The 23,728-nt window shown below is 41.4% G+C and carries 16 protein-coding genes, 2 tRNA genes, 3 rRNA genes and 2 pseudogenes; 11 read left to right on the forward strand and 12 right to left on the reverse strand.

Annotation, left to right across the window (positions count from 1 at the left end; all coding sequences use genetic code 11):
* The first annotated feature begins 91 nt into the window (after positions 1 to 91).
* From WG932_RS21795 to rrf, 9 genes are all read left to right on the forward strand, one after another.
* Entirely contained in the window at positions 92 to 265 is a 174-nt protein-coding gene (locus WG932_RS21795; RefSeq protein WP_483088702.1) for a ribonuclease P protein component, read from the forward strand.
* A gap of 93 nt (positions 266 to 358) precedes the next feature.
* On the forward strand, positions 359 to 2,020 hold the full coding sequence (locus WG932_RS21800) for a S41 family peptidase (protein WP_483085371.1): 1,662 nt from the start codon (positions 359 to 361) through the stop codon (positions 2,018 to 2,020).
* Between the two features lie 210 nt (positions 2,021 to 2,230).
* A complete protein-coding gene (tsaB, locus tag WG932_RS21805; protein WP_041934627.1) occupies positions 2,231 to 2,920 on the forward strand; it encodes a tRNA (adenosine(37)-N6)-threonylcarbamoyltransferase complex dimerization subunit type 1 TsaB in 690 nt (229 codons plus the stop codon).
* Positions 2,917 to 3,429 carry a DUF2480 family protein gene (locus tag WG932_RS21810; RefSeq protein WP_483085372.1) on the forward strand — a complete coding sequence of 171 codons (513 nt, stop codon included), beginning with the start codon at positions 2,917 to 2,919 and terminating at the stop codon, positions 3,427 to 3,429. The genes tsaB and WG932_RS21810 overlap by 4 nt, the downstream gene beginning before the upstream one ends.
* A gap of 430 nt (positions 3,430 to 3,859) precedes the next feature.
* Positions 3,860 to 5,382 (forward strand): 16S ribosomal RNA (locus WG932_RS21815).
* Between the two features lie 59 nt (positions 5,383 to 5,441).
* Positions 5,442 to 5,515 (forward strand) — tRNA-Ile (locus tag WG932_RS21820).
* Between the two features lie 312 nt (positions 5,516 to 5,827).
* Positions 5,828 to 5,902, forward strand: a tRNA-Ala gene (locus tag WG932_RS21825).
* Positions 5,903 to 6,086: 184 nt separating this feature from the next.
* Positions 6,087 to 8,957 (forward strand): 23S ribosomal RNA (locus tag WG932_RS21830).
* 104 nt (positions 8,958 to 9,061) lie between these two features.
* Positions 9,062 to 9,170 (forward strand): 5S ribosomal RNA (gene rrf / locus WG932_RS21835).
* Together the 16S, 23S and 5S rRNA genes with 2 tRNA genes alongside form the textbook arrangement of a ribosomal RNA operon.
* Positions 9,171 to 10,242: 1,072 nt before the next feature.
* Here rrf and WG932_RS21840 read toward each other — a convergent pair.
* Both WG932_RS21840 and WG932_RS21845 read right to left on the reverse strand, forming a co-directional pair.
* A complete protein-coding gene (locus WG932_RS21840; protein WP_483085373.1) occupies positions 10,243 to 10,653 on the reverse strand; it encodes a hypothetical protein in 411 nt (136 codons plus the stop codon).
* Positions 10,650 to 10,874, reverse strand: a complete 225-nt coding sequence (locus tag WG932_RS21845) for a hypothetical protein (RefSeq protein WP_483085374.1) — start codon at positions 10,872 to 10,874, stop codon at positions 10,650 to 10,652. The genes WG932_RS21840 and WG932_RS21845 overlap by 4 nt, the downstream gene beginning before the upstream one ends.
* Before the next feature lie 1,298 nt (positions 10,875 to 12,172).
* Here WG932_RS21845 and WG932_RS21850 point away from each other — a divergent pair.
* Together WG932_RS21850 and WG932_RS21855 are read left to right on the forward strand one after the other, a co-directional pair.
* On the forward strand, positions 12,173 to 12,442 hold the full coding sequence (locus WG932_RS21850) for a hypothetical protein (RefSeq protein ID WP_483085375.1): 270 nt from the start codon (positions 12,173 to 12,175) through the stop codon (positions 12,440 to 12,442).
* Positions 12,443 to 12,498: 56 nt separating this feature from the next.
* On the forward strand, positions 12,499 to 12,978 hold the full coding sequence (locus WG932_RS21855; protein ID WP_483085376.1) for an amidohydrolase family protein: 480 nt from the start codon (positions 12,499 to 12,501) through the stop codon (positions 12,976 to 12,978).
* Positions 12,979 to 13,263: 285 nt separating this feature from the next.
* On the opposite strand, the gene WG932_RS21860 is transcribed toward WG932_RS21855, so the two are convergent.
* The 10 genes and pseudogenes from WG932_RS21860 to WG932_RS21905 all read right to left on the reverse strand — a co-directional run bounded on the left by WG932_RS21860 (position 13,264) and on the right by WG932_RS21905 (position 23,721).
* Positions 13,264 to 13,719, reverse strand: coding sequence for an Hsp20/alpha crystallin family protein (locus tag WG932_RS21860; protein WP_483085377.1), 456 nt, complete (start codon positions 13,717 to 13,719; stop codon positions 13,264 to 13,266).
* A gap of 355 nt (positions 13,720 to 14,074) precedes the next feature.
* Entirely contained in the window at positions 14,075 to 14,479 is a 405-nt protein-coding gene (locus WG932_RS21865) for a hypothetical protein (protein WP_014019973.1), read from the reverse strand.
* 345 nt (positions 14,480 to 14,824) lie between these two features.
* A complete protein-coding gene (locus tag WG932_RS21870; protein WP_483085378.1) occupies positions 14,825 to 16,414 on the reverse strand; it encodes a hypothetical protein in 1,590 nt (529 codons plus the stop codon).
* A gap of 2 nt (positions 16,415 to 16,416) precedes the next feature.
* Positions 16,417 to 16,698, reverse strand: a complete 282-nt coding sequence (locus WG932_RS21875) for a hypothetical protein (RefSeq protein ID WP_483085379.1) — start codon at positions 16,696 to 16,698, stop codon at positions 16,417 to 16,419.
* Between the two features lie 343 nt (positions 16,699 to 17,041).
* Positions 17,042 to 18,196, reverse strand: a complete 1,155-nt coding sequence (locus tag WG932_RS21880) for an amidohydrolase family protein (RefSeq protein WP_483085380.1) — start codon at positions 18,194 to 18,196, stop codon at positions 17,042 to 17,044.
* A gap of 525 nt (positions 18,197 to 18,721) precedes the next feature.
* A pseudogene (locus WG932_RS21885) lies at positions 18,722 to 19,889 on the reverse strand (TRAP transporter large permease).
* Positions 19,886 to 20,347, reverse strand: coding sequence for a TRAP transporter small permease (locus WG932_RS21890; RefSeq protein WP_483085381.1), 462 nt, complete (start codon positions 20,345 to 20,347; stop codon positions 19,886 to 19,888). Before WG932_RS21890 ends, WG932_RS21885 begins: the two are co-directional and overlap by 4 nt.
* Positions 20,344 to 20,822, reverse strand: a pseudogene (locus tag WG932_RS21895) (TRAP transporter substrate-binding protein). The gene WG932_RS21890 and the pseudogene WG932_RS21895 overlap by 4 nt, the downstream one beginning before the upstream one ends.
* A gap of 136 nt (positions 20,823 to 20,958) precedes the next feature.
* On the reverse strand, positions 20,959 to 21,240 hold the full coding sequence (dctP, locus tag WG932_RS21900) for a TRAP transporter substrate-binding protein DctP (RefSeq protein ID WP_483085382.1): 282 nt from the start codon (positions 21,238 to 21,240) through the stop codon (positions 20,959 to 20,961).
* Positions 21,241 to 21,411: 171 nt separating this feature from the next.
* On the reverse strand, positions 21,412 to 23,721 hold the full coding sequence (locus WG932_RS21905) for a lamin tail domain-containing protein (RefSeq protein ID WP_483085383.1): 2,310 nt from the start codon (positions 23,719 to 23,721) through the stop codon (positions 21,412 to 21,414).
* Positions 23,722 to 23,728 lie beyond the last annotated feature (7 nt).

Genomic DNA, 23,728 nt, shown 5'->3' on the forward strand with positions numbered 1-23,728 from the left:
AAATTTTCAAAAGCAGAAAGATTACATTCCAAAAAGTTAATAAAGGAACTTTTTGATAAAGGTTCCTCTTTTTTTATATCCATTCAAGGTATTGTATCTTGATGATTCGCGGGTAATTAACAACCAATTACTGGTATCTGTTTCCAAAAGAAAGCTGAAAAATGCTACGGACAGAAACTATATTAAAAGAAGAGTTAAAGAAGCTTATCGTCTCAACAAGCATCTTCTACCTGCCACACAGGAGTCAAAAAACTTATCGCCTTAATTTACGTTTCAAAGGACTTGATGGGGTTTCATGACATACAACCAAAAGTCATTAAGATCCCTAAAAATTACCTGTAGCAAAACCATCTCAAGAATGAAAAATTATTTTTCCCATAAATGGCTTTTCACTAGCCTTGCTGTTGTAGGAATAGCTGGTTTATTGCTTTCCTTTTACCCTAAAAACGATAAGCTTTTTGAACTGGCCAAGAACTTGGATATTTTTGCTTCGTTGGTGAGGGAGCTTGATACTTATTATGTAGATGAAATTGATCCGACTGAATTGGTTACCGTTGGGATCAATGCCATGCTAGCTGAACTTGATCCCTATACAGAATATATCCCTGAAGAGGAGTCGGATGATTTTAGGGTTTTGACCACCGGTGAATATGGAGGAGTGGGTGCATTGATAGGGAATCGCCTAGGGAAGAACATGATTATGATGCCTTACAAAGGTTTCCCTGCTCAGGTTTCAGGGCTGAAAGTCGCGGATGAACTTTTGAAAGTAGATACCGTCGATGTGATCGATAAAAATACAAGTGAAATTTCTAAATTACTTAAAGGTCCGGCCAATACTGAAGTGAACGTAGTGGTCAAAAGAGGAGCCGATACTTTATCCGTAAAGCTCACTAGAAAGATGATCGTGATAAGTAATGTACCCTATTATGGTATGGTGGAGGAAGAGACCGGCTATATTAAACTAAGTGATTTTACAACCAATGCTGCTCAGGATGTGGCTTTGGCTTTACAAGATTTGAAAGCCCAAGGGGCTAAAAAATTAATCCTTGATGTAAGAGATAACCCCGGTGGGATTTTAATGGAAGCGGTAAACGTGGTCAATATTTTTATTCCTAAGAATAAAGAAGTGGTTAAAACCATCGGAAAATTGGATAAAGTATTGTCTGAGTATAAAACCAAGTCCTCACCTATAGATAAAGAGATCCCACTAGTAGTAATGATCAATGAGCGGAGTGCTTCTGCCTCAGAAATTGTAGCTGGGGCATTACAGGATTATGACAGGGCCGTATTGGTGGGCAGGACTTCCTTTGGTAAAGGGTTGGTTCAAAGTACCATTCCCTTGTCCTATAATTCTCAGGTTAAGCTTACTACAGCCAAATACTATATTCCAAGTGGCAGGTGCATTCAAGCAATAGATTACAGTGTAAAAGACGAAGAAGGAAATGGAAGTTATGTTCCTGATTCACTAAGGCAAGAATTTCAGACCAAAAATGGACGGACCGTGTATGACGGTGCAGGAATAGAGCCTGATATAGCCTTAGAGACTAGAAGTTTTGCTCCGATTACTTATAGTTTAGTGACCAGAAGCTTAGTTTTTAGTTTTGTTAGTGAGTTTGCTTTGGAAAATGAAGGAATAGATTCGCCTAGAGCATTTGAAGTCAGTGATGAGTTGTATGCTTCATTTGTAGATTGGCTCCAAGATAAAGAATATGATTATATCACCAGGGTTGAAAAAACCATTGAGGACTTGGAGAAATACGCTGAAAAAGAAAAGTATTTTGATGACATCAAAGAAGATCTTGAGAAACTTAAAAAGAGTGTGAGTCATAGTAAGGAGCAAGACTTGATAACTTTTAAAGATGAAATCAAAGAGGCCTTAAAGGATGAAATTGTTTCAAGGTATTATTATCAGAAGGGGGTAATAGAAGCCTCTTTGGATCAGGATCCGGAAATTGAAAGTGCTTTGGAGGTTTTCGCCGATGTTGAAAAATATGCGGCCTATTTGAGCCCCTCAAAATAGTTCAACTTGAAATCAGGGCTATCTTCAATTAATCGGAAATTTTGATAACGGTTATTGCGTATAAGACAGTAGGTGCTCAAACTTATTGTTGGCAAGCAGCAGCTGTTCTTTCCACTAGTAGTCTTTTGTTTTTCCCTCGAAGTAATTGCAGGGAGCCGGTAGTATCCATTGATATTACCGACGATGAGGCTGGCATTATACGATATTTATATGAGCAAAATTCTTTCAATAGAAACCTCCATTGCTGTTTGTTCTGTTGCGATTCATGAGAATGGTGAGCTACTTGCCCTCGCAGAATTACATCAGGACAATGTCCATGGGAGTAAATTGGTACCACTGATTAAAAGTTTGTTGGCTGAAGGCGGTTATAGCCCCAAGAGTTTGGATGCCATAGCAGTGGCTCAGGGCCCCGGTTCTTATACCGGCCTGCGCATAGGTGTCTCTACGGCCAAAGGCTTGGCATTTGCCCATGATTTACCTTTAATTGGCTTGGATAGTTTGGATGGACTTGGTGCACGGTTGGTTGGCCAAGTTGAGAATGGTTCATTCATTGTGCCGATGATTGACGCTCGGCGGATGGAGGTGTATGCCAAAGTGCTGGATGCAAATGGAGAAACGCTTGTTCCGTTAAAACCTGTAATTTTAGAAGAAGGTGTGTTTGATGAATTACTGAATTCAGGTTTGGTATATTTTTTGGGCAATGCCAATAAGAAAACAGAAGCTTTCCTGAACCATGCCAACGGTAGGTACATTGACAAATTAAACTCTGCTGCAGGTTTGGGTAAATTGGCTTACCAAAAATACGTGGAGAAGGATTTTGTGGACATTGCTTACTTTGAGCCGAACTACTTGAAAGAGTTTATGGTTTTAAAATCAAAGAAGAATCCTTTATTGACATGAGTGAAATTATCAACAGAGTAGCCAATAGTCCTATAGTAACCATTGATTTGGAAACATACTATTTGGATGGAGAGCGTGTAGTTTTTGATTTGGAACCTTTTTTATATCAAGGTTTGGTAGTTAAAGAAAAAGAATTTCGCCAAAGTTTTAAAAATCTTGACTGGACTATATATAAAGATAAATTGGTGGCGATTACTTGTTCTACTGATGCCATAATTCCCAAATGGGCTTATATGTTAGCCATCGTAAATTTGCAGGCTTTTGCTAAGGAAGTAATAATAGGTAGTATTGAGGATTTAGAGAGGCATCTTTTAAACAGTGCCATCAACAAGCTTGATGAAAAGAAATTTAAAGACAGGCCGGTAGTTATTAAGGGTTGCGGAAAGTTGTCAATACCTGACTATGCCTATGGTGAGATTGTAAAGAAGGTGATGGATGTTGCAAAAAGTGTGATGTTTGGGGAGCCTTGCAGTACTGTTCCGGTATATAAAAGACCGAGGGCAAAATAAATTGAATAAATATCTGACTGTTTTTGAGTGTGTTAAAAGATATTCATCAATAATTTTAGATAAGTGTTTGGCATATTCATAAAAGAGCCCTATGTTTGCATTCCCAAATGAGAGACGCTCACGGGAAAAGGCAAAAAGGCAAACAAACTTTTGTTGAAATTTGAAAAAAGAGAATAAAATTTTATTTAAAATTTTCTCTCAAATGTTTTAAAACATCAAAATTTTGTTTTACATTTGCAAACCTGTTTCGAAAACAAGCTTTAAAAAAGCGACAATGAGACACAGCAAATGGGCAAAAAGTTGTCCAAGAAAAGTTCTTTGAAGTAGTGTAAGATAGTTAAAATTAAAAACCTGACGGTTCGATTTAATTCGGATATAGAATAATACAACATATCAATCTTTCCGGGATTAGATAGTCACAACAAGCTTTACAATGGAGAGTTTGATCCTGGCTCAGGATGAACGCTAGCGGCAGGCCTAATACATGCAAGTCGTACGGGATTTCATCTTTCGGGATGAATGAAAGTGGCGCACGGGTGCGTAACGCGTATGCAACCACCACCTGTTACAGGGAGATAGCCCGGGAAACTCGGATTAATATTCCATAGTATATAATCGTTGCATGGTGATTATATTAAAACCTTCGGGTGGTAACAGATGGGCATGCGTAGGATTAGCTAGTTGGCGAGAGTAACGGCTCACCAAGGCGACGATCCTTAGGGGTTCTGAGAGGAAGGTCCCCCACACTGGCACTAGAGATACGGGCCAGACTCCTGGGAGGCAGCAGTAGGGAATATTGGTCAATGGGCGAGAGCCTGAACCAGCCATGCCGCGTGCAGGAAGACGGCGTTCTGCGTTGTAAACTGCTTTTATCTGGGAAGAAAAAGCCCTTGCGGGGAAATTGCCGGTACCAGAAGAATAAGCACCGGCTAACTCCGTGCCAGCTGGCCGCGGTAATACGGAGGGTGCAAGCGTTTTGTCGGATTTATTGGGTTAAAGGGTGCGTAGGCGGCTGATTAAGTCAGCGGTGAAAGTTCTCAGCTCAACCGAGAGACTGCCGTTGATACTGGTTAGCTTGAGTTATGGAGGGGTACATGGAATTTATGGTATGGCGGTGAAATGCATAGATACCATAAGGAACACCGATAGCGAAGGCATTGTACTGGCCATAAACTGGCGCTGAGGCACGAAAGCGTGGGTAGCGAACAGGATTAGACACCTGGTAGTCCACGCCGTAAACGATGATCACTCGCTTTACATTACGTATTGTGGTGAGGCCAAGCGAAAGCGTTAAGTGATCCACCTGGGGAGTACGCCGGCAACGGTGAAACTCAAAGGAATTGACGGGGGTCCGCACAAGCGGTGGAGCATGTGGTTTAATTCGATGATACGCGAGGAACCTTACCCGGGCTAGAATGTGAAGGAATGATACAGAATGTGTCAGTCAGCAATGACCTGAAACAAGGTGCTGCATGGCTGTCGTCAGCTCGTGCCGTGAGGTGTTGGGTTAAGTCCGCAACGAGCGCAACCCTGATTGTCAGTTGCCATCAAGTAATGTTGGGACTCTGACAAGACTGCCCGCGCAAGCGGGGAGGAAGGAGGGGACGACGTCAGTCATCATGGCCCTTGCACGCCCGGGGCGCCGCACGTGCTACAATGGCGCATACAGCGGGTAGCGACACGGCAACGTGAAGCCAACCTCCTCTAAAAGTGCGTCTCAGTTCGGATCGGGGTCACAGCCGGCCCCGTGAAGCTGGAATCGCTAGTAATCGCGCATCAGCCATGGCGCGGTGAATACGTTCCCGGACCTTGTACACACCGCCCGTCAAGCCATGGAAGTCGGGTAGACCTGAAGACGGTAACCGTAAGGAGCCGTTTAGGGTAGAACCGGTAACTGGGGCTAAGTCGTAACAAGGTAGCCGTACCGGAAGGTGCGGCTGGAACACCTCCTTTCTGGATTCAGGCTTTTTTTTTACTATCTTACCTTCTGCTTCAATTAAATATTCAATTGGGGGCCTGTAGCTCGGGTGGTTAGAGCGCTACACTGATAATGTAGAGGTCCGTGGTTCGAGTCCACGCAGGCCCACATTTATTCAAATTCTTATAGAGATTAGATACTTTCTTTACAATATATTGCTAAGGTGATATGGTATGGATAAGATGTAATCTGGTGAATCAATAAACAGCCTAGAGTAACGGGGTTTTCAGCGAATACACTGTCACCCCATAAGAAGTCTTGGGGATTAGCTCAGTTGGCTAGAACATTCCGACTATTGTCGGGAGGGTCAACAAGATCGAAGTTCCCACGCAGAAAACCATTTGGGGGATTAGCTCAGCTGGCTAGAGCATCTCGACTAGTGTCGGGAGGGTCAGCGGAACGAATTCACGAATAGAAAATGCGGGATTAGCTCAGCTGGCTACAGAGCACCTGCCTTGCACGCAGGGGGTCAACGGTTCGAATCCGTTATCTGCAACTTTCAGACATATAGGGTTTGAAAATTTATTCTTTAATGAATAACATTTACTGTTAGGCCATGTATTAACAAGTTCTTTGACATGTTGAGTGGAAAATGCAATGTAAAGTGTATTGAAAGCAGGAAGCGATTGATATATTTAGAATAAAGAACATTTGATGCTAGCAAAAGGGCATCAGATGAGTTCAAGTGAACAAGGGCGTACGGGGGATGCCTAGGCTCTAGGAGGCGAAGAAGGACGTGCCAAGCTGCGAAAAGGCTGTGGGGATCGGCACGAATCAGATTGATCCCACAGATGTCCGAATGGGGAACCCATCCCGGTTATCGGGGGATATTCCGAAAGGAAGGCAAACGCGGGGAACTGAAACATCTAAGTACCCGCAGGAAGAGAAAACAATAGTGATTCCGTCAGTAGCGGCGAGCGGACGGTCTTAAACCATTTATGTTACGGCATATATGGGGGTTGTGAGACCTGTATAATTTTAGAATTAGGAGACTCGAATTGGCTGGGAAGTCAAACCGCAGAGGGTGAGAGTCCTGTGAAGGTGAATTTTTAATTTAGAGAGCGGGTATCCTGAGTAGGCCGGGACAGGAGAAATCCCGGTTGAATCTGCCGGCACCATCCGAGTAAGGCTAAATACTCCCTGAGAGACCGATAGTGAACGAGTACCGTGAGGGAAAGGTGAAAAGTACCGTGAATAACGGGGTGAAAAGAACCTGAAACCGTGCGCCTACAAGCGGTCAGGTCCTGACTTTGTCAGGATGACGGCGATGCCTTTGCATAATGAGCCTACGAGTTACTCCTCACCGGCAAGGTTAATCCTGTAAACTGGGAGGAGCCGCAGCGAAAGCGAGGATCGAACAGGGCGTTATAGTCGGTGGGGGTAGACGCGAAACTTAGTGATCTACCCATGGCCGGGTTGAAGCTCTGGTAAAACAGAGTGGAGGACCGAACCGATAAGCGTTGAAAAGCTTCCGGATGAGCTGTGGGTAGGGGTGAAAGGCCAATCAAACTGAGAAACGGCTCGTACTCCCCGAAATGTTTTTAGGAACAGCGTCGGGGCCGTATGATGGAGTAGAGCTACCGATAGGACTAGGGAGTCACATCCTACCAAATCCTGACGAACTCGATGCCATCATAGAACCGGCAGTGAGGGCTTGGGTGCTTAAGGTCCAAGTCCGAGAGGGAAAGAACCCAGACCTACCGCTAAGGTCCCAAAATCCGCGCTAAGTTGAACAAAGGCGGTCCAGCTGCAGAGACAGCCAGGAGGTTAGCTTGGAAGCAGCTATTCCTTTAAAGAGTGCGTAACAGCTCACTGGTCGAGCGGCAGGGCGTCGATAATAATCGGGCATCAAGTGCAGTACCGAAGCGAAGGATCTCGATTTATCGGGATGGTAGGGGAGCATTCCGCGCGACAGTGAATCCGGATGGTAATGTCCGGTGGAGTTTCTGGAAAAGCAAATGTAGGCATAAGTAACGATAATGGATGGGAACAACATCCACACCGAAAGACCAAGGATTCCTGATCAACGCTAATCGGATCAGGGTCAGTCAGGACCTAAGGATAACCCGAAGGGGGATTCCGATGGCAAATGGGTTAATATTCCCATACCGAACATACAGGTGACGGGGTGACGGAGTGTTGAAAGACCCGCCCGGTGACGGAATACCGGGTTAAAGGGTGTAGGTATTTGGACTGTAGTAAAATGCGCAATTCTTAGCCGAACCTGATAGTACCAAGCGTCTTCGGACAATTGGATAGTGGTCCTAAGAGCTTCCAAGAAAAACCTCTAGCGCTAGCGTATGTTCGCCCGTACCGCCAAACCGACACAGGTGGTTGGGGTATCCCAAGGTGCTCGAGTGAATCATGGCTAAGGAACTCGGCAAAATGGCCCTGTAACTTCGGGAGAGGGCGCCTCCTTTGACTGGTCAGGCAGGCCGCAGTGAAAAAGGCTGAGCGACTGTTTATCAAAAACACATGGCTTTGCGAAATCGTAAGATGAAACAAGGCCTGACACCTGCCAGTGCCGGAAGGTTAAGGGGGGGACGTTATCATGAAGAAGCGTTGAACTGAAGCCCCGGTAAACGGCGGCCGTAACTATAACGGTCCTAAGGTAGCGAAATTCCTTGTCCGGGTAAGTTCCGACCTGCACGAATGGTGTAACGATCTGGGCACTGTCTCAGCCATGAGCTCGGTGAAATTGTAGTCGCGGTGAAGATGCCGCGTACCCGCAGCAGGACGGAAAGACCCCGTAGTTACTGCAACAACATTGGCATCGGGTACACGGTGTGTAGGATAGGCCGGAGGCTGTGAATTGGCGTCGCTAGGCGTTGAGGGAGCCACCGTTGAAATACGGCCCTCTGTGCCTGGTGTCTAATCCCCGTAAGTGGGAGACATTGTTTGGTGGGTGGTTTGACTGGGGTGGTCGCCTCCAAGAGTAACGGAGGCTTCCAAAGGTTCCCTCAGCACGCTTGGTAACCGTGCGTGGAGTGCAATAGCATAAGGGAGCTTGACTGCAAGGCGTACATGCCGAGCAGGGTGGAAACACGGGTATAGTGATCCGGCGGTACCGAATGGAAGGGCCGTCGCTCAAAGGATAAAAGGTACTCTGGGGATAACAGGCTGATCTCCCCCCAAGAGCTCATATCGACGGGGAGGTTTGGCACCTCGATGTCGGCTCGTCACATCCTGGGGCTGGAGAAGGTCCCAAGGGTTGGGCTGTTCGCCCATTAAAGTGGCACGCGAGCTGGGTTCAGAACGTCGTGAGACAGTTCGGTCCCTATCTGTTGCGGGCGTGAGAAGTCTGCGGGGGGCTGTCCCTTGGTACGAGGATAGGATGGACCGACCGCTGGTGTACCGGTTGTAGTGCCAACTGCATATGGGTAGCTAAGTCGGGGAAGAGATAAGCGCTGAAAGCATCCCCAAGTGCGAAACTCGCCCCAAGATGAGACTTCTAAACGGGGCCGTCAGAGACGATGACGTTGATAGGCTGTAGGTGTAAAGTCAGAAATGACATAGCCGAGCAGTACTAATCGCCCGAAAACTTGAACGTCTTTGCTACGTTGCATTTTCCACAAGACAATGTCAAAATAACTTAACAACATTTATAAAAAGTAAAGAAATTGAAGTGTAAGCAGTTAAAAGCAACACAAAGATTTAGGCGGCCCGGCGCAGGGGACCCACCTCTTCCCATCCCGAACAGAGAAGTTAAGCCCTGCAACCGATGGTACTGGGGTTACACCTGGGAGAGTAGGTGCCGCGCTTCTTTAGACCCTTAGAGCAATCTAAGGGTCTTTTTTTCCTCTTAGTCACCGAAAAGATAGAAGTATTCACCACAGATTACTCAGATTCACTGGAATGATAGCATTCATGGAATGAGATTGGTTTTGATCCTTTCCGTTAAAATAAATCATTTATTCGAATTAGCCTCTTCCCATGCGATCGCGCGGCGAATGGCCTACATCGCCGATGGTACTGGGGTTATGGGAGAGTAGTGCCTGTCCCGACTCATCCGGGATCGCCGCCTTCTTTTAGACCCTTAGAGCAATCTAAGGGTCTTTTTTTATCTCCAATTACACCGAAAAGATAAAAGTATTCACCACAGATTACTCAGATTCGCACAGATAGCATTCATGGAATGAGATTGGTTTTGATCCTTTCCGTTAAAATAAATCATTATTCAATTAGCCTCTTCCCATCCCGATCCGCCGCGGCGGATAAGCCCTGCAGCGCCGATGGTACTGGGGCTACACCTGGGAGAGTAGTGCCTGTCCCGACTCATCGGGATCGCCGCCTTCTTTTAGACCCTTAGAGCAATCTAAGGGTCTTTTTTGCTCTTTGGCCTGTTATATTAATTAATAGAAAATTTTAATTAGTAGTGTCCCAATTTGCTTAGCTGTAATCCTCTTAGGAGAATGATTGGTAAACTTTGATTTTGATTTCACTTTTTCCGGTAAAAACCGTATTGTCTCGCCCCTTGGCTCTTTATTGTGATAGGGGCTTCCTTTGTTCTGGTGGTATTGACCTTAATTTTCCAGTCTTCTAAGCTTCTGGATGGCAAGCCCATCTTTCTTCTGGATTGGCATTGTGGATACGCTTTGTTAGCTCAGCCCCGTTTTTGGTTTTAAATTTTAATAGCAGGAAGCTGGGTTTGGCTTATTTTTTACTGAGTTGGCTAACTTTGAAATTCTTATAACGTGCCCCACGGGTGTACATATGTCGAAGACCTATCTTTCCTTCTGTAATCGGTGGAAATTTTGAATTTACAAAATGGCAAAGCATTTCTTTCTGCTCGTTCTTTATATGCATGTAAATTTCCCTGTCCCTTTTTATAATTGTTATTTGGTGAGGAACACCGGGAGAAAAAATCCAGTATTTTTATATTCGTTATCAAGTGCTGTCCCTCCCAATCCGCTGGCCATATAGCGGCGACCTCTAATGTAATCCTTTCCTGGGATAGTGTTATCCGTCCCAAAAGCCGCATAACTAATATGGTAAGTATTCATGTTATTGAAATAGCTTTTCATGGAAGGAACAGTTCGTTTATCTGCCCATAAACTGATATCTTCGTCAAAGCCTGGTTTTCCGCTTCCTGTTGCCTGAATATAGAGAATTGTCACCATCCGGAGTTCTTTGTCCGTTCTGGTGTATTCATATTCGATTTTGAGATCCCCTTGGAAGTCTTGCTTAGTCCATAGTACCGCATGATGCGCATCGTTGAAGGCTTCCGGACCTGCGCTAAAGTTCATGCCATTTTTTGGTTGGTTATTTTAGCTTCCTTACCGTCAAGAGACCAATTATTCTTCCAGTCTTCGGTACATGAATCGTAGAAGACCTCTTCCCATTTGGAATCTGAAAGTTCTATGAAATTTTCCATGCCTTTGTCTTCTGTTTGGGCAAATGCTAAATTGACTGCAAAAGTGGTTAGTACACTGAGCCCAATAGCCATGATATTCCTAGTTAGTGTCATGTTTTTTCGGATTTTTTATTCTATTTCTATTACAGGAATTGTCTTAAACTTACATTATTCTATTCACTAGGTTAAAATAAATATTTATTCTCAGTAAAATGATCCATATAATAGAAGATGAACCAATTTATTTAATAACTGGCAAATAATTTTGTTTACCTTATATCCTTACTGGTCTTTGTAGGTTGTATTCTTCATAACCTTTGGCTTTATCATGCGAATTTTATTGATTTTATAGCATCGGTTTTCTTCCGTTTTGGTAAAGGTGACTGAGAGGAATCGAAGTCACCCCTTAAAAGGTTCCTGTATCAACCGAACTTGAAAACTTTCTTCAACATAGATCTAAGTATAGCGATGCGTAATTATTTACAATATGAATTAGCATAATCCGAAAAAGTTTACAAAATACCTTCCAGGGGAGAAGTAAAGATTTAGCAGGTAAATGGCCATGCTTTGGCGGGTATCAAACTTAATGGTTATTTCTGGGCAAATGATCTATTGAGCCAACTTAGTGTTTTTGCTTACAACCTACCAGTGATAATGTCCCATAAAATAATAACTTTAAACAGTAGGAATACCAGAAATTTATTGATTGCATTATTCCCATTCCCGGCAAAATAACCAAGTGTGTATATCAAATAGTAATTATTTTACATAAATATTATTTTATAAAGTCGACTGATAGTAGCTCAATAAGCTTATCGCTGTGGTATAAATAAAAGAAGAAAAAAGTAGAATTAACCCATGAGCAGACGGTGAAGGTATAATCAATTGGTTCAAAAAATGCAAATCAGAAGAATTTTATGCGCTAAAGACATCAAAATAAAGTATTTTGACCAGAGTTAAATCCTGATTAAGTAAGGATTCCTAATGGCCTGTCCCGTGTTTAGGAAAAGTGTAGTAACTGTCAGAAAATCAATCTATTTGATGCAGTTTTAATAAGTAATAGATTTTCTACTACATAATTCCGGTATAATCAAGACAATTCTTTTAAAAGTAATAATTTACCAGTCCATTCAGCTATTCATTTGGGTTTTTAGGAAGACTGTAGTAACTTTTAAAGGTAGTTTAACCAAACCCATATAGCCTTGATACTGAAATCCTTTGCTACAAATGAACATTCAACAGCCATTTATTTTGGCAGGCAACACAGGCACTTGAAAAAAGATCACGAGGTGAATTGTATCAATCGGCGTGACTGCCTAGGGATCTTAGGTGGATCGCTTGCAAGCCTTGCTCTTACTTCGAGCTCGCAACCGGAGAAGACTAACAGCGATCTGCCGGTCGTCGATACTCATTTGCACTGTTTTGCTGGCCCCGACAACAATAAATTTCCTTATCATCCCAATGGACCCTATCGACCTGATTCAGCTGCAACCGTAGAAGACCTGCTGAGTTGTATGGACGGGGCAGGGATTAAGTACGCAATTGTTGTACATCCTGAACCGTATCAGGACGACCATCGCTACCTTGATCATTGTTTGGAAGTTGGTGGGGGCCGACTTAAGGGTACCTGTCTGTTTTTCGCTGACCAACCTGATTCGCTCGCTGCGATGCCATCCTTTTAAAAGACCGTGAAGGAAGTATTATCGCGTCACGGGTTCATGCTTACGCTCCCGATCGATTGCCTCCGTTTGGGAAACCGGAACTCCGCAAATGGTGGCGTAGTGTCGCTGATGCCGGCGTTGCCGTGCAGTTGCATTTTGAACCCCGCTATGCTTCAGGTTTCGAAGGTTACATTCGGGAATTCTCAGATACCACTGTGATCATCGATCATCTTGGGCGTCCGTTTCAAGGATCCCCGGAGGAATATGCCAGAGTATTACGCTGGGCTGACTTTCCTAACACAGTAATGAAGCTAGCATCGATCCCAAAAGCGGAGCAGTATCCTCACCAGGACATCAGGCCGATCATCCGCCAATTGACAAGTGCCTGGGGTGCCGAACGGATGATCTATGGCGGGGGCTTCAATACAGATGCGACACCACCAGACTCCTATCGCCGCTACCGTCAGGACTTGGTAGGACACCTCTCGCACCTCTCCTCACTGGAACAGGCAGCAATACTCGGTGGTAATGCGGCACAACTTTTCGGCTGGAGCTAAGTAATCCTATGGAATTAATCATTATTTGTTAAGGCCTCTCAATTTCTCTGGTTATCGAAAGTACAACAATTAACTATATTAGAAACAATACCAACTGGTTCAACAAAAAAGAAGTGAAGAGCTGAAAATTGTAATTAAAGAGGACCGCATGAAATAAGACGAATTTCGGGAGATTATGTATTTCCCGATGGCATCCAAACCTATCTAGTTTATTGGTAATAAAACCAAAAAAGTTCCTTGGCTAACCAAGGAACTTTTTATAATTTAATACAGGAATTTTTCCGATTAAGAAACAGTGATTTGCTTCACTCTTTTTAACTCTTCTTTTTTAGGGATGAGCAATTTTAAAATACCGTCTTGGTATTGGGCGTTGATCTGATCCACATCTACTTTGTCTTCTTCAATAAAGAAAGACCGCTCAAAGCTTTCATAATGAAATTCAGTACGCTTTACTTTATGACTTTCATCTTTTTCTTCCGTTTCTGTTTTTTTACTTGCGGAGATTGTCAGGTAATCTTTTTCAAAGGAAATGTTAAAATCTTCCTTTTTCATACCAGGCGCAGCTACTTCTAACAAATACTCTTTGTCATTCTCTTTGATATTGACTGCCGGCCTATTTCCGTTGAAACGATTCTCGGGGCTACCCAACACAAAAGATGAAGGGACATCAAATAATTGATCCAACCAATTGTTAAAATCAGGTGCCTGTGTTTTTCTTCCGTTTGATTTTATAAGTGTCATGGCTATTGTATTTTTAGTTTTAACTTCTTTATTTACTCAACATTTTACAAAATAAATGCCAATCCAAAAAAGAATATAAAGACCTGTAAAACAGGACAATACGTCATGTTTATTTAAAAACAAAATGCCATTATGGCTGGATTGTATGAGTTCGACTGACTTTATGGCATAGCACGTACACCTAAAGCCTGATATAATTATTCGACGGATAATTCATAAAAAAGGTAATTCAATGTGGAAGAAAGGAGCATCGGGATATATACCTTAACAAAAGGATTTTCATTTTTCCTCCATCATTTTAAAAACTTTTGTGAGGGACGAAAATTATTGGTTTTATCAAGCCGTCAACTGAATTCTAATTTTTGGATGGAATAATTGAAAATCTTTCTATTCCTTTTTTGTCTACTAAAAGCCTTATAATTCCATTATCGTTTTTATATGGGATATTTATGGTTTTATCATTATTTGATAAGGCAATGAATTTATCCTTAAGTTCATATTGAAAAATGGAATCTCCAAAGAATTTCATACCGAGCTTGGGATCTATTTTTACAATTGAATTGTCAGTTGAAAAAATAAATGTGTTATTGGAACTAGTAATAATAGGGATTATATTTCTTCGGGCGATTGAATCTTTTGCAAACTGAGGGGTCATTGTAAAATCAACAATAGCATATTCACCCTCCAACGAAAGGTCTTTGTCATAAGGATTACATGAAAATACAAGAAAGGATATTACAATAAGTAATGTTGTCTTCATTTTGATTCTCTATTAAAATTAGACGGTTTAAATTTAGCCTAGGTTAGGAATGGTTTTAATGGTGCTCAACTTCTGTTATAACCAAACTTTATTTGGACTTTTAAAAATTCATATATCCAATCTACCCTCTTATACTATATTATTAGGTATCAAATTAAAGAATTAGGACGAGAAATCAAATGGGAGTGGGACAATTAACTCTAAATTGGAAGAAATACCTCTGAAATGCCGATATCCTGGTGGTATCGCTACCTTTCTTCTGCAGCAATACCTCGATAGTCAACTTTTTACTAAAGGCTGATCAAAAATTATCAGCCATTTTTAATGAATATAGTTGTCATTTTATTAATCTTCAGCCTCTAAAGAACATTCCCCTTCTTTTATTTGAGATGCTGTTGGGTTATATCCGTTTAAAGCCAAGTTTAATTTGTAATAAATCCCTTCTTTGAACAAATAGGTTAATCCGCAAAAATCAACCAATGATTTGTTGTTGGTGATAGCCAGTACATATCCATTATCAGAATTGTAAAGATTTCCTACGGAGAATAAGTTTGATAAACCATCTAAGTTTTCAAGTGTTTCATTCTCTGAGATAGTTAGGTCTCTTCCCACTTCGTTAATAGCGTTCATTGCCGAAATATCTGTTAATAAAGGATTGCCTTTTACCTCTACGGCAAAAGTTATTTCAGATTTAAATTTTAATCCTTCAAGGCTTTCAAGAGATTGGTTATTAATAATTCTCATTGAGCCATCCAATACACCATCTGTAGCCAACAGACCATTTAAATCATTCAATTTTGCATTATCAGTAATGTATAAATGATTTATTTTGGTTAAGGTTTCCCCAAATCCTTCGAGAGAACTTAGGGAGTTATTTGCGGCTATAGTCATTCCCCCAATAGTTTCTAAATTGTGTAAACCGGCAAAGGATTCAAAAGCACTATTGTGGGCAAAATGCAGGTATCCCACACTCTTAATGTTATCCAATCCTGTTAAGTCAATGAGACTGTAGTTGTGTTCAATTATGGTGTTAGAAACCAATTTGGTTAGGTTTTCCAATCCTTTTAGGTTAACCAAAGTGGCATTTTTGGAAATTCTCAGCTCTGATGCCACTACTCTAAGACTCGACAAACCCTCAAGCGATTGAAGAAGGGTGTTGTTACTAATAGTTAGGTAGCCCAACACGCTTTCGAGATTGTGTAACCCAGTCAGGGAAGTCAGTTTTTTATTTGTTAGAATTTCAAGGCTACTGGTTATTTCTATAATAGACGCTAAGGGAGATAAATCAAGTATCGGATCTTCTTCCCCTGGGAAATATTCTCCAATCCTTACCCGCCCTTCAATTCTTTCGTAGGCCAATTTCCTAAATTCGTTAACATCTGACTGTGTAGTAAGAAACACATCACCAATGAAGGTGCCTCCAACAGGTTCTTCCTCCAACTCCTTTTTTAAAGGAATTAATAATGGAGTTTCCTTATGCAACATTAGGCTGTCATAAGTAAAGTTGGATTCAAATGGCTCATAACCTTCTTTATTTATAGCTATAGTATATTGATCGAGCTCAATGGAAGGAGTAACCTTGTTGATAACGTTGTTCAATTGCAGTTCAGTTTCAAGATCCTCTCCAGTCAATTTCAACCTACCGGATAGGAATTCAAGATTTTCTTCTTCATCCAACAAACCTAAAAAGAAGTAGAACAACTGTTTAAATTTGACATTCAAATTCTCAAGGCCAAAATCTTCAGGGGTAAAGCCCTCGATGGAAATCACTTCTACATTGATGTCGTTAACAGGCTGTAGGCTTGTTATTTCAAATGGGATTGGCAACAAATCTGAGATTCCCTCAAAGAGGGCCTTCAAAGGTGTAGCTAATAAGACATTTTCATCAACATCAACCATATAAAGTGTAGTGATCTGGTAGGAGCCGATGGGCAAAATTATATTTTCACACAAGTAGGGTCTCCGACAACTGTAACTTTTAATTTTTTCTGGTTATATGCTGTAGAATCACCATTTGCTTTTAAAATCGTTAGTACTACATGAGAAATTGCCAAGGTGTCTCCTTCTTCTACTCTACTCGCAGGAGTTCCGACAAGTTGGTTAAGATTTAGTGATACAGTACCGCTGGTCGGAAGTGTTTCCTGAACTTCTTGACTACAATTGATAAAAGATAAGAATAGTAATAGAAATGTAAAATTTCTGCAAATTGAAGTGATCATGTTTTTAATAAAAGTTAAAATAATAAGCTGTTATCCGATAAAAGTCTTAGGCAACATTAAATGCTTATCAGTGCATCATCTGAGGCTTGAGATCTACCTTCAACTAAGTTTATCAAAGGTACAGCATGTTTGTTAGAAATACAAAAAAATGTTTTTCAAAACTAAAAAAATGTATAAAATAGTTTATTTTAAATAATAGAGGCCATTAGTTTGGGGTGGATAATTAGCGAAGAATTAGATTTCATAACAGCAGACATTCCACCAAGGGCCAAGCCAGATAGTTTTAGAAAATTTCTACGGTCTAGGTAATTCATAGTGTTTTTAATATTATAAAATTTAAAAACTAACGGAGGAGTCCGGGATACCAGTTCTCAGCATTGTACCTATAAATCTTATCTACTACGGATTTGGGGAGCTTTAAGCCTTTGAATGTGCCATCTACTTTTGGCACATTCATTTCTTCATCTCCGGTAAAAAATTGCCAATGCCTTAACCAAACCTCGTGGGCATGTGCAGCAATTTCATCGGGATCGGTCAATCCCTTGGCCTGTATATCAGATGCTCCGGCCCTTAAATCGGTTCCATAAATTAGCCTGTCTTGGTATTTGATAAAGAAATCATGCACACCTTGCCAATTGTTAATGGCCTGATATTGTAGGTGAGAAATTCTCTCAGCCATGTCCACTGCCATATTGGGAAATTGGTCAAGTCTTTTTGCCAATTCATTGACATCATATTCTAAACTTCCCAAATGCGCTCCAACGAATCTTAAGTCAGGGTTATTGGCCAACATCTTATCTCGGGCACCAATCTGATCCTCATAAGAAGGAAAGTCGGGAAAATTGTACATATGGTACTTGGGGTTTTCACTAAAATAATCCTTGTCTCCCTGGACGGTCATTTCTTCCAGCGGCAACCAGGTATTTTTGGGTTCTCCAAGATGCCCCAATAAGGTGATGTCCTTTTCCGCTAAAAATTTTAAGATAGGCTCAAATTTCTTGTCATTGATGGTCACCAAATCCCCTTTTTCATTTTGCAATTCCATGCCCACGTTTTTCCAAACCTTTACCGCAATGGCTCCATGGGCAATGGATTTTTCTATGTAGTCCAGGGTCTTGCTTACCCAATCGTCATCATTGAATCCATCCAGAGAAAATGTGGTGGCATAGGAAACAATTTCAGGATAGTCGCGAACCATTTTTAAAGAGAAATTCTCTTGTTCTTCAGGGGTTCTTTCTGGAGAAGTATATACGCTGACGGTTAAAAATTTGAAGTTATCCTTAACAGCTTGGTTGATAAAAAGGGTATCCAATTGACTGCGAAGGTGAACATGGGTATCAAACTTTTTTATGGAGGAAAAATCTTCCATGGAATAGTAAGTGTCTGGCGTTTGCTCAGCCATTTTTTTTTGATTTTGTGGAGATCCACAGTAAGTGAAAAGTGCCATCAGGCTTAAGGAAAAAGTAAATAATTTACTTGCTATGGTAATTTTTTTCATGGCTTTGGCTGTGTGGTTTTCGTATAAATTGCATTTTGAAGATTGGCACAATTACAAAGGCTTTGGTAGCCTGCTTGCGAATTTCCATCTTCTTATTTTTCCTGTGGTTTAATTTAACCAAAGGAATTGTTAATATTACAAATAATTGGATGTTTTTATTTATTGATGAAGATCAAGAATGAAGCATAGGGGTATTTGATTGGATAACTTGGCCTATATTGGATGGTTATCTTCAGGGATAAAAAGTTTGTTTTTTTGCTGTTAACGATAGAAATCCCCCTTAGTCCCCCTTAGAAAAAAAGGGGGACTTTGATAGTTTCAAGATTGACAATTGAGTAAGGAAGTTAAAATTAAGTCAGCCTATTTCATTGTCACCAATTCAGCAATTTATCAAAGGCCGTCTCGATTAGTAGTTCGAGATTTATTCATAAAACAATCCCGGTAACCAGAGGCTTACTTCGGGGATATAGGTGATCATTAAGAGGACAAGGATACTTACCATCAAATAAGGCAAGCCGGCCACGGCTATTTTTCAAGAGAAATACCTCCAATACTGGATGCTACAAATAAACAAACACCTACTGGTGGCGTGGTCAGCCCAATCACCAGATTAAAAACCATGATAATGGCAAACTGAACCGGATCTACACCTACATTTACCGCTACACCAAGCAAAACCGGGAATAGAATCAACAAGGCCGCAATGGTCTCCATAAAGGCCCCAACAAAAATTAACAAGAGGTTGATTAATAAGAGCAGCATAAATTTATTGCTTGTCAGCTCCAGTAAGCTATTGGCTATCAACTGTGGTAACTCTTCCACCGTCATGATCCAGGCAAAGAGATTGGCGAAGCCTACCAGCACCATCAATGCAGCAGTAGTTTTGGCTGACTGAAGCAATATGGCCGGAATCATTTTTATTTTTAATTCTTTGTAAACCCAAAGGCCAATGGCTATCGCATAAATTACTGCTACAATAGATGCTTCAGTAGGTGTAAAAACGCCCCCTATGATGCCGAAAAGAATTATTACAGTCATCATTAAAGCCCAAAATGCCTGAAAAAGCTTTTGAAAACGAAGCCGAATGTTTTCCGAGGTCTTTTGGGATATTTTCTTTTCACAGAAATAAGGTAGGTAATCAACATAAATCCTACCCCTAATAGCAAACCGGGAACAATTCCAGCGACAAATAGCTTTCCAACGGAAAGCCCAGTAAGCGTGGCGGCAATGATCATGGGTAAGCTGGGAGGGATAACAGGTCCTATGGTGGATGAGGAAGCCGTCACAGCACATGAAAAAGGGACATCATAACCTTCTTTTTCATGGCGGGAATCATTACCGAACCAATGCTGGCAGTATCGGCAATGGCCGTTCCGGAGATACCACCAAATAGCATTGAAGCACCCACATTGGCCAATCCCAAGCCACCTCTGATATGGCCCAATAGCGCATTGCAAAAATTAATAATACGGCCTGTTATGCCACTGGCATTCATTAAGTTTCCTGCCAATATAAAGCCGGGAATAGATAGCAACACAAATACATCAATGCCTGCATACATTTTTTGAGGAATCACCATTAAAGGGATATCACTGAACAGCAAATAGGTAAAGGCAGAAATGCCTAAGGCAAAGGCGATTGGAAATCCGATGGTCAAAAGAACCAAAAAGACAATAAATAAAAGTGCCGTCATCTGTTTTTCTGAATTAATTTCAAGGTACTGTAAAAGGCAACCGATAAACCCATAATGGCCATGGCACCATACATAAAGGCCATATTAAGGTTCATGGAAGGAGATTTTTGTATGCTTACAATCTCCATTAAAGGAAGGCTAACCACAAACTGAGTGAACATTAGGCCGATAATGCAAACCATAATTATATTCTCTAATAGGGATTTGTATTTGGGCGATAATCTGTCTAATAAATAATTTACACTTACATATCCATTGTCTTTTACGGCTAGGGCTGCCCCCATGCTCACCAAATAGATAAAACAAAAGCGGGCGAGCTCTTCGGTCCAATTGGGAGCCCATGGCAAAAGGTACCTGGCAATAACTTGAAGCAATACAACGGCAATCATCAATATAAAACTTAGGTTTATAAGGAAACCCAATACTTTATCTAAAGTGGGAAAGGGAGATTTTGTCATTTTACCTGTTGGATTCTGTTTAAAAGATCTGTTTGTTCTTCATCAAAGGATTGCAAAACGGCCTCTTTGGCAGCGGCTTTGAAAGCTTCATTGTCTACTTCGATAAATTCCATTCCTTTTTCAACTAAGAAATCGTAGTCTTTCTTTTCTTGGACTAAAAACAACTCATGTTCATACTCTTGCATTATCTTAGCCGACTCATCAATTACCTTTTGCAGGTCTTTGGGGAGGCTGTCGTACTTTTGCCACTCATGACCACATAAGCCCAACTTTTCACATGTGAGGTGAGCATGCAATATTTTTGAACCTCATAAAGTCCAGCATCTTTGATCAATGCAAAGGGGTTTTCTTGTCCGTGGATCGTTGACTGTTGCAAGGCTGTAAAAACTTCCGAAAAGGCCATGGGTGTTGGTTTAGCCCCTAAAGCACTCCAAGTATCCACATACAATGATACCGGAGGTACTCTTAAAATCATCCCTTGTAGTTCGTCGGGATGACGGATAATCCGATTGGCAGTAAGGTTTCTTGCCCCCGCTCAAACCATGCTATAGGTCTAAAACCGGCTCCATCCAAAATGTGTTGTTCAATCTCTTTTCCCAAAGGTCCACCGGCTACTTTTTTAGATGCTCAGAATCTCGGATAGCGAAAGGGGTGGCGCAAAGAATGGCTTTGGGTAAGCTCCAACTTTGCAGGGATTCTCCGGTAATCATAATGTCTGCACTGCCTACCAATAATCCGGTCAATACATCCATCTCCTTCCCTAATTGCTCATTGGGATAAACTTTTACTTCAATTCTACCATTGGAACGCTTTTTTACCTCTTCAGCAAATTTTAAGCTGGCCAAGTGCCAACCGTGGTGGTTGTTGGCCAAATGTCCGTAAGCGTAAGACATATTCAGGTTTATTTTCTGAGGAGGTTGAGCAACTCCACAGTTGAATGAGAAGTAAAAATAAAAGCGTTAATCGCCTTGGGTTTATTGTCAGCATATATAAAACTAAATTTTTTAGTTTCAATTAGAAAATCAAACCAAAGTACAAAAAATATGGGGCAAGGCATTTAAATTTTAAAATTTAGTGCCTACGACTACTGTTTTTTTGATGTGCTGCACATGGCCTCCTGGATGAATAAGTTCTGCAGAAACTATATAATAGCCAACCCCTACCTTTTCTCCTTGTTCATTGGTGCCGTCCCAAGTATAAAAACCATTGGCTGCCCAGAGTTCATTTTGACACAATAACTTTACCTCGAGACCGGAAGCAGCAAATATCCTTAAAGTAGCCTGATAATTGGGCTGGTCCATTTTATAGGAAATGGTGGTAAACGGCTGTTCCCCTGTAGCATCTGGAATAAATATTTTTGGGGATATCGTCAATCCTACCCCTCCGGTATTTCCATCATAAACCTGGGAGTTTTTATAGCCCGGTGTGGCATGGTTTTCAGCCACAGCCGCAGAATGCCAGTTTTTAGGATCATTTACCTCCTCTCCACTAGCATATCTTTCCAAAGACACACCTTTGACATCCCTCAAAAAGCCGTGGTGATAATCTTCATCATAATCGAATCTTTGTGGCCAATTTTCTTCAGGGTCAAGTAAAATGACCGAGCCTGAACGAATAGGGTAACTTGGTAAACTCATTTCTAGAAAATTGCTGTTTACTGCCTTTGGAAAATAAGTACGGAGGCTTTGACTGTCGGTGGTAAGTACTAAATAAGTAAATGGGTCAATAATAAAATCATCCGAAGCTAGTATTTTTCTGTTGTCAATTTCTCCGTTAGAAAAGTTGGCCAATTTCCAGTTTTTGAGGTTGATTAACTTACTAGAATTGTTGTAAATTTCTACAAACTTGGGAGCCCCCGTTGGGGGATTGAAAAGTACTTCATTCAAAACAACGTCTCCTTCCTCAGGATTGCCGGGTATTTTTACCAAAGCCTTGTTATTATCTAAGAGATTTCCTGAACAATCTCTCCAGTTGTCAACCGTAATTTCATAAGCTTGGTTTTCCTCCAAATGTTCTTCAAGATGGAGAATCCATTGTAAAGGATCATTTGGATCCTGATAAACATTACTGATTTTAACGGTAGGAACAATCTTAAAATTGGCCCTATTTTCGGTTTCATGAGCAGAGGGTTTTGAAAATTGTAAAAGGATTTGGTTGCCGGCGCTGACCAGCGAACCAAGTAGTTGAGGAGAACTGCGGTCAGGACTATCGTCAAAGACTGAATTAATGAAGCCGGGAGTTCCTTTGGCTTCAATACTAGCCGGTGCATAATTGCTAGGTCCCTCGCAGGTAGACCAAGGGTTTATCAACTCCCAGCTATAACCATTAGTAAGCACTTCACTCGCAAGTGGCAACTCCGGATGATAGCTCATCTTGTCTACAAGTTCTTTCTTTTGATTCAATAGGGAAATTTCGTCCCCTCCATTAAGCAGGGTGGGCCAATGGCTTAGGCCGATTACCTTTCCATATTTGCTAAAGGTTGCTTCAGAAGACGCCGGACAAAGGATAATATATTCTCCGGGTTTCATTTCTGTTCGGGCCAAAACACTTTTTGTCCTTGAATTGGCCAATTGCATGCCACCCAAATTAAAGGTACTGTCCGTAGGATTAAATATTTCTATATATTCAGCATTAGGTAAGCTATTCCCCTCCTTTGGAGCAGGCATGACCTCATTGATCAGGATATCTTTATACCCCGCTACTGTTATTTCCTTGTAAAAGAAATCAAATTCAATTGGGGCAATCTCATTGCCGTCTAAATCCTCAAGCTGTTGGACGTGCAAAGTGAGGGCTAGGTTGTTTGTCCAAGTGGATTCAAAGGATAGTATTACCAGCTTCCCGTTCTCCTCTAGGGTTACTGTGTGAGGGTTTTGTTCGGAAATACTGTAAAACTGTGGCACAATGGCCAACACCGGATCCAAAGCTTTATCAAAATACAAAGCTAATTGATTTTCAGGAAGAACGACTACTTCCAAAAGTTGAGGTGCTGAAGGATTCCAAGAAATTGTCCTCTGGCTACCCGGTAGAATTTGCTGATTTTTCTGTTTTCTGGGAGGAATTTTTAAGGTTAATTGATGGCCTTGTGGCAGCGGAGGAGAAATCAATATTTGGATTTGTTTTTGATAGGACTGATTTAAAAAGGGTTCCGGTTTAAAGTTTTCTTCTAGGAATGAAAATGGTTCAAGCCAAGGTAGCTCTTCCAAGGCCAATTCATGGTTTATTATGATTTGCTGATTGTTCTCTAGCCATATTTCGAGAATGCCGTCATTATAGTCCAGTACGGTTTGAAATAAATAATCCGAATTATCAGCCACAACTTGTTCCGGTTCTACTTGGACAGTTATATTTTCTCCGTGCTTCAAGGCTGTATTCAATTTTAAT

Source organism: Cyclobacterium sp. SOCE241 (assembly GCF_056867545.1).